This is a genomic window from Mesorhizobium sp. M0062 (assembly GCF_040323125.1).
Classification (GTDB): Bacteria; Pseudomonadota; Alphaproteobacteria; order Rhizobiales; family Rhizobiaceae; genus Mesorhizobium.
Genome location: NZ_JAMYUO010000013.1, coordinates 83,111 through 95,239, shown reverse-complemented (window position 1 = coordinate 95,239; position 12,129 = coordinate 83,111). Strand labels below are relative to the sequence as shown.

13 protein-coding genes are annotated in these 12,129 nt (G+C 61.8%); 6 read left to right on the top strand and 7 right to left on the bottom strand.

Annotation, left to right across the window (positions count from 1 at the left end):
* Positions 1 to 714 precede the first annotated feature (714 nt).
* Positions 715 to 1,041 (bottom strand): hypothetical protein, encoded by a 327-nt coding sequence (locus NKJ64_RS17270; protein ID WP_023727873.1) that lies wholly within the window; start codon positions 1,039 to 1,041, stop codon positions 715 to 717.
* Positions 1,042 to 1,311: 270 nt separating this feature from the next.
* On the opposite strand from NKJ64_RS17270, the gene NKJ64_RS17265 reads away from it, so the two are divergent.
* On the top strand, positions 1,312 to 1,548 hold the full coding sequence (locus tag NKJ64_RS17265) for a hypothetical protein (RefSeq protein WP_023671471.1): 237 nt from the start codon (positions 1,312 to 1,314) through the stop codon (positions 1,546 to 1,548).
* A gap of 767 nt (positions 1,549 to 2,315) precedes the next feature.
* The gene (locus NKJ64_RS17260; RefSeq protein ID WP_352463019.1) at positions 2,316 to 3,542 is read left to right on the top strand and encodes an anion transporter; all 1,227 of its coding nucleotides are present in this window, start codon (positions 2,316 to 2,318) and stop codon (positions 3,540 to 3,542) included.
* Between the two features lie 98 nt (positions 3,543 to 3,640).
* Here the strand turns inward: NKJ64_RS17260 and NKJ64_RS17255 are convergent, their stop codons facing one another.
* A complete protein-coding gene (locus NKJ64_RS17255) occupies positions 3,641 to 4,231 on the bottom strand; it encodes a TetR/AcrR family transcriptional regulator (protein ID WP_352463018.1) in 591 nt (196 codons plus the stop codon).
* An 81-nt stretch (positions 4,232 to 4,312) separates the two neighbouring features.
* Here NKJ64_RS17255 and NKJ64_RS17250 point away from each other — a divergent pair, with 81 nt between their 5' ends.
* Positions 4,313 to 5,197, top strand: coding sequence for a crotonase/enoyl-CoA hydratase family protein (locus NKJ64_RS17250; protein ID WP_352463017.1), 885 nt, complete (start codon positions 4,313 to 4,315; stop codon positions 5,195 to 5,197).
* Here the strand turns inward: NKJ64_RS17250 and NKJ64_RS17245 are convergent.
* From NKJ64_RS17245 to NKJ64_RS17225, 5 genes are all read right to left on the bottom strand, one after another.
* The gene (locus NKJ64_RS17245) at positions 5,173 to 5,484 is read right to left on the bottom strand and encodes a cupredoxin domain-containing protein (protein WP_352463016.1); all 312 of its coding nucleotides are present in this window, start codon (positions 5,482 to 5,484) and stop codon (positions 5,173 to 5,175) included. The genes NKJ64_RS17250 and NKJ64_RS17245 overlap by 25 nt on opposite strands.
* A gap of 10 nt (positions 5,485 to 5,494) precedes the next feature.
* Complete coding sequence (locus NKJ64_RS17240) at positions 5,495 to 6,019, bottom strand: DUF4142 domain-containing protein (protein ID WP_023697729.1); 525 nt, start codon at positions 6,017 to 6,019, stop codon at positions 5,495 to 5,497.
* A gap of 115 nt (positions 6,020 to 6,134) precedes the next feature.
* Positions 6,135 to 6,803 carry an RNA polymerase sigma factor gene (locus NKJ64_RS17235; protein WP_050588467.1) on the bottom strand — a complete coding sequence of 223 codons (669 nt, stop codon included), beginning with the start codon at positions 6,801 to 6,803 and terminating at the stop codon, positions 6,135 to 6,137.
* A gap of 103 nt (positions 6,804 to 6,906) precedes the next feature.
* Entirely contained in the window at positions 6,907 to 7,995 is a 1,089-nt protein-coding gene (locus tag NKJ64_RS17230; RefSeq protein ID WP_023727878.1) for an HPP family protein, read from the bottom strand.
* Between the two features lie 226 nt (positions 7,996 to 8,221).
* Positions 8,222 to 9,391, bottom strand: a complete 1,170-nt coding sequence (locus NKJ64_RS17225; protein ID WP_023820021.1) for a cystathionine beta-lyase — start codon at positions 9,389 to 9,391, stop codon at positions 8,222 to 8,224.
* Between the two features lie 178 nt (positions 9,392 to 9,569).
* Between NKJ64_RS17225 and NKJ64_RS17220 the strand changes: the two genes are divergently transcribed.
* From NKJ64_RS17220 to NKJ64_RS17210, 3 genes are all read left to right on the top strand, one after another.
* Positions 9,570 to 9,761 (top strand): hypothetical protein, encoded by a 192-nt coding sequence (locus NKJ64_RS17220; protein WP_352463015.1) that lies wholly within the window; start codon positions 9,570 to 9,572, stop codon positions 9,759 to 9,761.
* An 89-nt stretch (positions 9,762 to 9,850) separates the two neighbouring features.
* Entirely contained in the window at positions 9,851 to 10,879 is a 1,029-nt protein-coding gene (locus NKJ64_RS17215) for an amino acid ABC transporter substrate-binding protein (protein WP_023684327.1), read from the top strand.
* A gap of 62 nt (positions 10,880 to 10,941) precedes the next feature.
* Positions 10,942 to 12,129, top strand: coding sequence for an amino acid ABC transporter permease (locus tag NKJ64_RS17210; RefSeq protein ID WP_023684326.1), 1,188 nt, complete (start codon positions 10,942 to 10,944; stop codon positions 12,127 to 12,129).

The window sequence follows — 12,129 nt, the reverse complement described above, 5'->3', positions numbered from 1 at the left end:
TGGCCCTTGATTGGTTCCTGTCGATGCGAAGCCATCGGGAACGTAAAGGCTGCGAAACAGCGTTCCGCGGCCTTTGAAGCTGAACGCCGATCAGGGCCTGTTTGCCGCAATGGTTGTCGTTTGCCATCGGCGACACGGTTTCCAGGCGACTTGTTGCTGGCGTCAGGCTGGGCTAACGGGAGAACCGCCTCGGGTTGACGGGGTTCCGACAAAAACGGCCTGAGTTGCGCTTCGTTGTCGACATTTGCGCAAGCCCTGAGATCCGCCGCCGCCCGGCGGGTAATCGCCTTTTCGCAGGAGAACAATTGCCGTCCCAAGGGGACGACGGGAACCGAAACCTCGCACGTGCATCTCAGCTACCGCGGAACGGGCAAATCGAGCAGGTGGGGAATTTGGGGTAGGGGAAACGTCATCCAACATGCGGGGATTGGAATCCCAGGTGTCAGGCCCGCCAGTTTGTTGGAAGCGTTGCCCGTTGCAGCCTACACCATCGACACACAGGGCCGCATCACGTTCTACAACGAGGCCGCCGAACTTGAGTGGGACGACGCGCCGCTTTGGCTCCGTCGTCCTCCAGCGGGTTGCGCCACAAGCGCTTAGCGGCACCGGACAACTGGAATTTGGGGACAAGGCGTCGTCTGGACGCTCAAAGCGCCGCCGAGTTCGGTCCAAATCTCTCTCGCGGATTTTGTCGATTGAAAGAGAGGGTCGCGCTTAGGACAATCCCAGCAGGGGAGCGGTTTGACCGCCTGTGGTGTCGGAATTGCCGATGCCAGACAGTTCGTGCTTATCGTCGGCAAGCGAAGTCAATCTCCCCGCCTCGACGGAGGTCAGTCCGTCCAATTCCATCACCGCGCCGTAGAGTTGGGCCGTCTGCATCACAAGCCGCTCGACGTCTTCAAGGGCGACGTTCTCGTCCAGGTTACGCAATCGTATGTCCTCGGCAACCACCGCAATATTGACCATTCCGCGCGAGCGCAGCGCGCCCAGGACCCGTGAATTGAGATCCTCCCGTAGCCGAGCCGAATATCCGTAGCGCATGGAAACCTTCCTTTCAGGAGCCGGTTGTCCCGTCGTGATCAAGATGCGCCAACGACCTTCAGATGGCAAGAAGAATATAAAATACTCTTAAGTAAATCAACTAGTTAGCAGACTACGCGGGTTGTGCTATCGGCGTGTCTTCCTCATCGTTGGTCTTGTATGTGAGTCACTCATCAGCCTCTCTTGACGCGCTGCACGGGGACCCCTACCTGTACTGCAATTGAGACACATACTAACTCACCATTTTGGTCTTGACGGTTGGAGGCGCGAATGGCCGAGCTGGAACGACCCGAGCGACTGCAGATCATGCTGACAGCCGAGGAATTGGCTGCCTTGGAAAACTGGCGCTTCGAAAAGCGCATGCCAAGCCGGTCCGCGGCAGTGCGGGAACTGCTGCGGCGCGGCCTGGATGCGGATGGATTCCTGACTGCGGGACAAGGAACTAAGTCTCAGGACTTTGGAATTCTGGGCAGCAGTGTGACTGGCGACGGCCAGTCGGGCGAGTAATTCGACGGCGGTTAGCCTACAATCGCTTTTTCTGGAAGTGCCGCTACCAATTTATTGCGGTGGCGGAAACGCAAAGCGGGTCGGCTCTCGGCAGGGTACTGGTCTCAGCAGGGTACTCTTGGCGTATGGTTGCAAAGCCCGCTCCGGTTCGCCGGAGCGGGCTTTTTGCGTTTTCCGAACAGGAAATAGTCGCGATCGCTTTCAGATAGGCTCAAGGTTCTCTTCGCACTCCATGCACGCGACGCTGTGACCGGGGCAACTGAGCCGGTGTGTTCCTCCGGGGCAGCAATGGCCGTTCGAGCTCGCCCACCGGGCACAGACAAACACCTTGCGGGTTCCGTGGCATTGTGGACATTCCATCGGGCGGGCCAGCAGAGCCTCGTTTTCCGAGACACGGCATTCCCTCTCAAGAACCTGGACCATCTGAAACCCCACGGCCGAAATATAGCTAAGCTATCCATACCCGGAAAGCTTAAATTAGAATTTAATTACATAAGCCACGAGCCTCCCGAGGGGGAAGTTTCGCGGATGGCAATCTCAGGCCACCGGCAGTCCGCCGCGCGTGTCTCATTCCCAATTTCGGCCGTCTCAAGATCAAGCTCCGGTTGCTCCCGGCATCGGTCGACCCGCGATTTTGCCCACCGATTTTCGCATTCGGATCGTTATAGGCTTTCGCTTTGCTGGAGCGGCGTTAAAGCTGCCCGGCAAATGCCTGAGCGGGAACAGTCCGTTCCTGCGTCGGTTCGTTTGGACAAGGATGTCTGCCAATGACATTGATGGGCGCAGCGGCACTTTTGATCCTTGTCCTGACTTATGCCGGCGTCGCAATCGGGCGTATTCCAGGCCTCCGTCTCGACCGGGCAGGGATCGCCTTGCTGGGGGGTGCGGCGATGATCGCCATCGGCGCACTCAGTATGGAAGATGCCTATCGCGCCATCAATTTCGACACCATTACGCTGCTGCTCGGGATGATGATCGTGGTGGCGCATCTGAAGGTGTCCGGCGCCTTCCGGGCGCTTGGCGCCTACGCTATCGAGCATGCGCACGCGCCTTTCGTGCTGCTGGTGATGGTGACGCTTTTGACCGGCGTGCTGTCGGCGTTCCTGGTCAACGACGCCATCTGCCTGGTCATGGCGCCGATCGTCGTCCACGTCACCCGTGTCATCAACCGCAATCCCATTCCCTATCTGATCGCCACCGCCACCGCGTCCAACTGCGGCAGCGTCGCTACCATCACCGGCAACCCGCAGAACATGGTCATCGGCGCGCTGTCGGGAATTTCCTACCCGGCCTTTTCGGCCGCCCTGGCGCCGGTTGCCCTCTTCGGCCTCGTCGCGGTCATCGTCATCGTGCGCATCGTCTACCACGCCGAATTCGCCCGCACCGCCGATCTCAACCCGGAAGTCTATCGCGGCCGCATGCTGCCGGGACAGGTGCTGAAGGCGGTGGTTGTCTGCATCGGCCTGGCCATCGCCTTCTTCGCCGGCGTTCCGGTTGCCAAGGCAGCGCTCATCGGCGGCGCCATCCTGCTGCTCACCCGCGCCATCAAGCCGGCACGCATCTACCGCGAGATCGACGGCCCGCTGCTGTTCATGTTCGCCGGCCTGTTCATCGTTGTCGCCGGCGCCGAAAAGACGCTGCTGACGCCCGACATCATCGCCTCGGCCAAGAACCTCGGGCTGGACGACGTCTGGCGTCTATCGGGCTTCACCGCGGTGCTTTCCAACATCATGAGCAATGTTCCGGCCGTGCTGGCGCTGCGGCCATTCATACCCGGCCTTGAGAACCCCGGGCGTGCCTGGCTGGTGGTGGCGATGAGCTCGACGCTGGCCGGCAACTTCACCTTGCTTGGCTCGGTCGCCAACCTGATCGTCGCCGAACAGGCGCGGGCGGCCGGCACGCAGCTGTCCTTCTCAGCCTTCTTCAAGGTCGGCCTGCCACTGACGCTGCTGACCCTTGCCGTCGGGACGGCATGGCTGGCGGCTGGATTCTAGAGCAATTCCAGGAAAAAGTGTGAAGCGGTTTTTCGGTCCGGAATTGCGTCAAAACAAAGAGATAGCGTGTTTCGCCGTCTCCACTAAACGGTGAACGTCTAGCGGATAGTCGCCGATCCTGACCTTGCCCGAACCAGCGTTGCAGCGGCATGTCCGGCGGCCTCGACATAGTCGGGGTTGCGGTGGATCAGCATGATCGAGAACGCGCCGTCCATCAAAAGCACGATTTCGCGCGCCAGGGTCCGCGGCTCGTCGACGCCGTGGCCTGAGAGTTCGCCGGCCAACCAGGTCTCGAAATTCTGCTTATGCCGCGCCCCCGCTTTAACGGCGGGGTGTCCGGGCATGGAAGCGAGTTCGGCTGCCGTGCGCAGGAAGCCGCAGCCTCTCCATTTCGGGTGCTTCGCCACGCGCGCCAGATTGGTGAAAATCGCCTCGACCTTGCGCTCGACATCGCCTTCGGCCATCTCGAACCAGCCGGCCATCTGCTTGAGGTTCGGCTGGTCGCGACCGTCGAGATAGGCCGCGATCAAATCGTCCTTGCTCTTGAAATGATAGTAGAGCGTGCGCTTGGTCAGCCCGGCTTTTTCCGCCACTGCATCGACGCTGACGCGGCCGATCCCCTCGGCATAGAACAGCTTCGTTGCGGCATCGACAATGCGTTTGCGGGTAGGGCTTGGTGCTTCGCTCATACGCAAGTATACCGACTAGTGAATATACATACAACCGAAAGCCTGATCCTCTCCGTCGACAAACACAGGGAAGGAAAAGACATGACCGAGCTTGTGCTCACCGAGGCCCGCAACGGGATCGCCATCCTCACACTTAATCGGCCGGAAAAGCTCAACGCCTTGAGCTACGCGCTGATTGATCGCCTGCTTGTGCTCCTCGATGCCGCCGAAACCGACGATGCCATCCGCGTCGTCATCCTCACTGGAGCAGGAGAGCGCGCCTTCTCCGCCGGCGGCGACATCCATGAATTCTCAGGCAGCGTGGCCATCGGCGTCGACGTTGCCCTGCGCGACTTCGTCATGCGCGGACAGCGGCTGACGGCAAGGCTGGAGGCGTTCCGCAAGCCCGTCATCGCCGCCGTCAACGGCATCGCCTTCGGCGGCGGCTGCGAGATCACCGAAGCCGTGCCGCTCGCTATCGCCAGCGACCGCGCCTTGTTCGCCAAGCCTGAGATCAACCTTGCAATGCCGCCTGCTTTCGGCGGCACGCAGCGGCTTCCGAGACTGGCAGGGCGCAAGCGGGCGCTCGAGCTGCTGTTGACCGGCGATTGGTTCCCGCCGCCGCGCGCCCTCGAACTCGGCCTCGTCAATCAGGTGGTGCCGCATGAGGAGCTGATGCCCGCCGCAATTGATCTCGCCCGGCGCGTGACCAGGCATTCTCCTGCAGCAATTGCCTCGATCCTCACAGCAGTGGCGCGCGGCCTGAACCAGAGCATCGCGGATGGCTTGGCTGTCGAGGCCGAGCAGTTCGCCCGCATGGCTCCGACCGCTGATCTGCGCGAAGGGCTGGATGCCTGGATCGCACGCCGCCAGCCGGGCTGTCACGGCTCGTGGACGCACATCACCCGGCCGGATGAAGCCAGGCGAGCCTCAACGCAGCAGGACGGGCTTGCGGACCGCGATCAAGGCGCCGTCACGGCCAGATGACCTTTCATGTTGGGGTGGAAGCGGCAGAAATAGTCGACCGCTTCCGCCTTCTGCAGGGTCAGGCTCGCTGTTGACTTCGGCGGGATCATCACTTCCCAGCCGCCCTTGACGGTAGCCGTGTGGGCGAACACGTCATTGTTCACCCACTTGATCGTGTCGCCGACCTTCGCCTCGACGGTGGTCGGCGAAAAGACAAGCTTGTCGACGGTGACCTGGATGGTTTCGGCCTGCACGGGTGAGGTCCCGAAGACCAGCGCCAGTGCAATCCATAGCAGCCGTTTCGACATGGCCTGGTCCTTACTTCAGCATACCTGCAACATGCTCGGCGTGCTGTTCATGGCCCTGGAAAATCTTCAGGCCGGTCTGCAGCAGGCTCTTCAACTCGGCATTGCTGGCCGATGGGATCAAAAGGGTTTCAAGCGCGCCGTCGACCTGTTTGTGGTAGGCGATCTCGTTGTCGACATAGGCTTTGTCAAAGGCTGCGCCGTCGAGTTTGGCGAGCTTCGCCCGCTCCTCGGCCGCAGCCTTGGTCAGCGCCTGGCTGGTTGCGTTGTCTTCCGGCGTCACCTTCAGCTTCTTTACCAGTTCCAGTGCCTGCGCGTTGACCGCTTCGTGGTCGCGCACCATGTCGTTGGCGAAATCCACGACCTCCTTGGTCTTCGATTTCTTGATCGCCTGCTTGGCGGCTTCCACATCGATGACGCCTGCCGTGTAGGCGATGTGGGCGATCTGCGGGTCCGTCGGCTTGTCGGCGGCTTGTGCGAGCGGGGCAGCGCCAAGCAGCAGCAAGGCAGCGAGGGCGGCGGTGTGTCGGGTAAGCATGGCATCTCCTTCGCCCGGACGCGGGATCGCGCCGGGCCATGTTTTTCAGTTGACGGTCATTGGATGCGCAGCGGCGGCAAACGTTCCCGGGGAAATCGGCCAAATCAGCCGATGATCAGCTCTCCAGGCCGAGCCGCTGCATGACGGCGCTGGTCAGCCTGTCGCAGCGCCGGCCGGCAAACGGGAAGGCGTCGAGCAGCACCGGCCCGATCTGGTCGTCGAGTGCCTTGCGTACCAGGGCGCGGGCGCGGTGTAGCCTTGTCTTGACGGTTTCCGGCCGCACGCCAAGCAGCTCGGCGGTCTCCTCGATACTGAGCCCCTCGATAACCCGCGCCACGAACACCGTCCGATAAACATCGGGCAGGCTGTCGGTCGCCCGTTCCACCAACTCGAGGATCTGCCGCTGCGCCATCGTCCGCTCCGGATCGTCGCTGGGATTGAGGGGGAACTGGATGATTTCGGCTTGCGGGTTTTTCGCCACCGTCCGCCGCCTTTTGCGCAGACGGCCGAGCGCCTCGTTGATGACGATGCGCGACAGCCAGGTGGCCAATGAGGACTCCCCGCGAAAGGCATCGAGATGGGCAAAGGCTCTGACATAGGCCTCCTGGACGATGTCCTCGGCTTCGGCATCGTTGCGCACCACCCCGCGAGCGATGCGATAGAGCCGCTGATTATGGGTCTTCATGATGATGCAGAAGGCGTTGCCTTCGCGTGCCAGCGCGCGGCGCACGAGAAGCATCTCGCTTGAAGCAGCCGTGGGCATTGGTACAGATATAGCAGGCATGGCCAGTTCCTCGATCCAATCCCCGTCCGAAACCTCGATCAAGACATTGGATGACATCGCCGGCAAAAGGTTCCCGGCCATTTTCGCCCGGCTCCGACGGCGCCTAGAATACTGCTTCCGCCAGCGGCTTGTCAGCAGCCTGCACTCGCGCCGTGGCCGCAAGCAGGTCGGTCTGCGTGATCAGGCCAAGGATGCGGCTGTCCCCGTCCACGATGATGACTGCATGGGTGCGGCCGTCGGTGAGCACCGGTAGCAGGGCCATGGCGGGCGTACCGGCGGCGGCGGTCGACGCTGTCGACGTAACGCTTCCGACGGCTTCGTCGGCTCGCGCCAATTCCCTCAATCCAACGGTGCCGACCAGCCTGGCGTCCTTGTCGACAACCGGCAGCGTGCGGATATTGTGGTCGAGCAGCAGATGACGCGCCCGATCGGCGGACGCGTGTTCATCGACCGAAATCACGTCGCGGGACATGATGTCCTCGCACAACATGGTTCGGTGTGCGCGCATCGTCGCTTGCAGTTCGACCTGTCGCAGCAGCTGTTCGAGATCGTTGCGGTCGATGTCGAAGGTCTCGTCGAGCGCAGCCAGCGCGGCATCGATGTCCTCGGCCCGGAAGCCGATGCGCTCCTGAGCCGGCGGATCGATGGTTCCGTGCGTGCTTTTCGGGGCAGGGGCCGGCACATGCGGGTAGCTGCGTCGCGACAGCCTGTGGAAAGCATAGCCGAGCGCGACCAGCATCATGGAGTTCAGCGCCACCGGCACGAACGGAAACAGGAAGCCCGCACCGATCACGGCCGGCCCGCCGAGCACGGCGGTCAGTGCGGCGGCTCCGCCCGGCGGATGCAGGCAGCGCGAGAACGACATGGCGGCGATCGCCATCGCCACGGCAATGCCCGTGGCGAGAACGGGCTGATGGACGAAATGGGCCACGATCACGCCGACCAGCGCCGATATTGTATTGCCGCCGATGATCGACCATGGCTGCGCCAGCGGGCTTGCAGGCACCGCAAACAGCAGCACCGCCGACGCCCCCATCGGCGCCACCAGCAGCGGCACATGCGGGCCGTTGCCAAGCACCAGCGCGCCGATCGCGCCGGTCAGCGCAATGCCGATCATCGCCCCGATGCAGGCGATGAGGCGCTCGCGCAGCGTCGCGCCGGCGAGAATGGGGACAAAGAGACGAAAGGCCATGGCAAGCTCAGTCCGGCTGGAATTGTGCGCGCAGCGCCTGCAATGGCGTTGGACCGACGATTTTGAAAGTCAAACCGATCCGAAAATGCGCGCGTTGGGGAAATAACATTGCGCTTGGTTGACCGATGAGCGGCTTTGCGAGGTCGATCGTCCTACGAAAGTCGCTCGCCAATCCTTTCAACGGGTTAAGCCGGCTAGCGGAATCAGCTTGGCAAGTTTGCTGGTGTCATGCCGCAGCGGCCGCTTCCAGCCCGCGCAGGATATCGGCCTTGAGGTCCTCGACATCCTCGAGCCCGATCTGCAGCCGGATCAGCGGGCCGTCATAGGGGCCCTTGGCGACGGTACGGTCGCCGAGGAAGACCGGCACGGCAAGGCTCTCATAGCCGCCCCAGGAATAGCCGAGACCGAAGATTTTCAACGCATCGAGGAAGGCATGCTGCTGTCTCTGGCCGCCGCCTTTGAGCACGATGGAAAAGATGCCGCTCGAGCCGGAAAAATCACGCTTCCACACCGCGTGGTCGGGGTGGCTGGGGAGCGCCGGGTGCAGCACGCGGGCCACGCCGGGCTGGCCTTCAAGCCAGACGGCAATGGCAAGCGCGCTCTTTTGATGGTGATCCAGCCGAACGCCCATCGTGCGCAGGCCGCGCAGGACTTGGTAGACGTCGTCGGGGCCGGCGCAGCAGCCCATCGTGTAGAACGTCTCGCAAAGCTGCTTCCAGCAGTTGGCATTGGCAGACACTGTGCCCAGCAGCACGTCCGAATGCCCGGCCGGATATTTCGTCGCCGCATGGATCGAGATATCGACGCCGTGGTCGAGCGGGCGGAAATAGAGCGGCGTTGCCCAGGTGTTGTCCATCATGACGATGGCGCCCGTTTCATGCGCGGCCTTGGCGATCGCCGGAACGTCCTGCACCTCGAAGGTGTTGGAGGCCGGTGATTCCGTAAACACGACTTTGGTGTTCGGCTTGATCAAGCTGGCGATGCCGGCGCCGGCATGCGGAGCGTAATACTCGACCTCGACACCCAGCCGCTTCAGCATCGTGTCGGCGAAATTGCGGGTCGGATGGTAGACGGAATCGACAATCAGGATGTGATCGCCTGCCGAGAGAAACGCCAGCAACGGGACGGTCACCGCCGCCAGGCCCGACGGCACGATTATGGTGCCGGCGGAGCCTTCCAGCGCGTCGATCGCATGCGCCAACGCATCGGTGGTCGGCGTGCCGCGTGTGCCATAGGTGTATTTCTGGCTGCGAGCCGCCATCGCCGACGCATTGGGATAGAGCACGGTCGAGGCATGCACGATCGGCGGATTGACGAAGCCGAAATAGTCGTGCGGATTGTTGCCCGAATGGGCAAGCCGCGTGTTTCTACCCATTTCGTTGCCGTCAGTCGCCATTGCTCTTCGCCTTGTGGTGAAAGCGCTAGCCATAGAGCGGCGGCATTGGCCGTGCAACAGCGGGCGCCCGCCAGGCGGTGCCCTTTGCATAGGCCAATTCCCCCATGAATAGTCTGGAATGCGTGGCGATCCAGAGCCGCGGATTTCATGAGTGGATGTGGATTAGCGTCGACGGACTTTGCCGGTTTTATTTGCGGGGCTCGCTGCTTTCCTGATGCTGTTGTCTGCAATTCAGGCATTTGCGGCAATTGGTTTTCAAAGCTGTCGTGAAACGGTCATTTCCCTTGACCTCAAAGAGATAATCGCCTTCGATGCAGTTCGTGAATGGGAGGGGCCGGGCGTCGGTTACGACGCGGGGTTCCGGGAATGAGCCGGATGGGAGCCGGGTTCACGCGGGAAAAGATCAGGATTTGCCTGAGGATCAGGGTTTACCTGAAAACAGAAAAGGGTCTGTGGGTTATGAAACACATTGCAATTGGCATTCTCGGCGCCGCTGCGCTTGGATGGATGGCTTCGGCCGCGTCGGCGAGCACGCTCGACGACGTCAAGGCGAAAGGCTTCATCCAGTGCGGTACCAACACAGGTCTTGCCGGCTTCGCTGCGCCTGACGACAAGGGTGAATGGAAAGGCATCGATGTGGATTTCTGCCGCGCGGTCGCGGCCGCCGTCTTCGGCGACGGCACCAAGGTCAAGTTCACGCCGCTCAGCGCCAAGGAGCGCTTCACCGCGCTGCAGTCGGGCGAAGTCGACATCCTGTCGCGCAACACCACCTGGACCATCAATCGCGATACGGCACTTGGCCTGAACTTCGTCGGCGTCACCTATTATGACGGCCAGGGCTTCATGATCAACGCCAAGAAGCTGCCGGGCGTCAATTCGGCGCTGCAGCTTTCGGGTGCGGCAGTCTGCGTGCAGAGCGGCACCACGACCGAGCTCAACCTCGCCGACTACTTCAAGGCGAACAAGATGGAGTACAACCCGGTCGTCTTCGAAAAGCTTGAAGAGGTCAACGCCGCCTATGACGCGGGCCGTTGCGATGTCTACACCACCGACCAGTCGGGTCTCTACGGCATCCGCCTGACGCTCAGCGCGCCGGCCGACCATGTCGTGTTGCCCGAGATCATCTCCAAGGAACCGCTCGGCCCGGCCGTGCGCCAGGGGGACGACCAGTGGTACCACATTGTCAAGTGGACCTATTTCGCGCTGCTGCAGGCAGAGGAACTGGGCATCACCCAGGCCAATGTCGACGAGATGAAGACCTCGGACAACCCGGAGATCAAGCGCGTGCTCGGCCAGGAACCCGAAACCAAGATCGGCACCGATCTCGGCGTTAGCAATGACTGGGTCGTCAACATCGTCAAGGCAGTCGGCAATTACGGTGAGATGTTCGAGCGCAATGTCGGCACCGGCAGCCCGCTGAAGATCGCGCGCGGCATCAATGCGCTGTGGACCAAGGGCGGCCTGCAATACGCGCCACCGATCCGCTGATCGAAATGCGATCCGGAAGGCAGATTGTCTGCCTTCCGGTTTCTTTTTGCAGGGGATGGGCAATGGCGTCGCAGGAAGTCCTACGCGAGGAGCCGAGCCGCGGTTCCTTCATCAACGATCCAAAAGTCCGTGGAGTTGTCTTCCAGGCGGTGGTTGTCGTCTTGCTGGTGGCGAGCGTCTGGTGGATTGTCCACAACGTCATCGACAATCTGCAGCGCCTGCACATTTCTTCCGGGTTCGGCTACCTGAAAAGCCGTGCCGGCTTCGATATCTCGGTCAGCGCCATCCCCTACAACTCGGACGACACCTATGGCAAAGCCATTGTCGTCGGGCTGATCAACACCCTCATCGTCGCCGTTGCCGGCATCATCACCGCAACCATCATCGGCTTCATCGTCGGCATCGGCCGCTTGTCGCACAACTGGCTGATCCGCAAGATCTGCACGGTCTATGTCGAGATTTTCCGCAACATCCCGCCGCTGCTGGTGATCTTCTTCTGGTATTCGGGCGTGCTGGCGGTCTTGCCCGTGGTGCGTGAAAGCATCAACCTGCCATTCGGCTCGTTTCTCAACCAGCGCGGCTTCTATCTTCCTCGTGCCATCTGGGGTGATGGCTCCTGGCTGATCTTTGTCGCCTTGCTTGTCGGCATCGCCATGGCATGGTTCGTCGCCCGCACGGCGCGCCAGCGGCAGATGGCGACCGGTCAGCAGTTTCCCGTATTCTGGACGTCCCTGGCGCTGATCGTCGGCCTGCCGATTCTGGCCTATGCGCTGAGCGGCTTTCCCCTGACCTTCGATTTTCCGAAGCAATCGACCTTCAACCTGGCCGGCGGTTTCCACATCGGGCCGGAATTCCTGTCGCTCTATCTGGCGCTGTCCTGCTACACAGCCTCCTTCATCGCCGAGATCGTGCGTGCCGGCATTCTCGGCGTCTCGAAGGGCCAGTCGGAAGCGGCTGGCGCTCTGGGGCTGCGGCCGGGATCGATCCTGCGGCTAGTCGTCGTGCCGCAAGCCATGCGCATCGTCATCCCGCCGCTGACCAGCCAGTATTTGAACCTGACCAAGAACTCGTCGCTGGCCATCGCTATTGCTTACCCGGACCTGACGGCGACCGCCGGCACAGTGCTCAACCAGACGGGGCAGGCGGTCGAAAACGTGCTGATCATGATGGTCGTCTATCTCGTCATCAGCCTGGTGACGTCGGCGGTCATGAATGTGGTCAACGCCAGGATGGCGCTGGTGGAGAGGTAA

Bases quoted from the DNA above. Each gene is read 5' to 3' on its own strand.
- NKJ64_RS17270 (WP_023727873.1), bottom strand. From the start codon at position 1,041: ATGCGCTACGGATATTCGGCTCGGCTACGGGAGGATCTCAATTCACGG.
- NKJ64_RS17265 (WP_023671471.1), top strand. From the start codon at position 1,312: ATGGCCGAGCTGGAACGACCCGAGCGACTGCAGATCATGCTGACAGCC.
- NKJ64_RS17260 (WP_352463019.1), top strand. From the start codon at position 2,316: ATGACATTGATGGGCGCAGCGGCACTTTTGATCCTTGTCCTGACTTAT.
- NKJ64_RS17255 (WP_352463018.1), bottom strand. From the start codon at position 4,231: ATGAGCGAAGCACCAAGCCCTACCCGCAAACGCATTGTCGATGCCGCA.
- NKJ64_RS17250 (WP_352463017.1), top strand. From the start codon at position 4,313: ATGACCGAGCTTGTGCTCACCGAGGCCCGCAACGGGATCGCCATCCTC.
- NKJ64_RS17245 (WP_352463016.1), bottom strand. From the start codon at position 5,484: ATGTCGAAACGGCTGCTATGGATTGCACTGGCGCTGGTCTTCGGGACC.
- NKJ64_RS17240 (WP_023697729.1), bottom strand. From the start codon at position 6,019: ATGCTTACCCGACACACCGCCGCCCTCGCTGCCTTGCTGCTGCTTGGC.
- NKJ64_RS17235 (WP_050588467.1), bottom strand. From the start codon at position 6,803: ATGCCTGCTATATCTGTACCAATGCCCACGGCTGCTTCAAGCGAGATG.
- NKJ64_RS17230 (WP_023727878.1), bottom strand. From the start codon at position 7,995: ATGGCCTTTCGTCTCTTTGTCCCCATTCTCGCCGGCGCGACGCTGCGC.
- NKJ64_RS17225 (WP_023820021.1), bottom strand. From the start codon at position 9,391: ATGGCGACTGACGGCAACGAAATGGGTAGAAACACGCGGCTTGCCCAT.
- NKJ64_RS17215 (WP_023684327.1), top strand. From the start codon at position 9,851: ATGAAACACATTGCAATTGGCATTCTCGGCGCCGCTGCGCTTGGATGG.
- NKJ64_RS17210 (WP_023684326.1), top strand. From the start codon at position 10,942: ATGGCGTCGCAGGAAGTCCTACGCGAGGAGCCGAGCCGCGGTTCCTTC.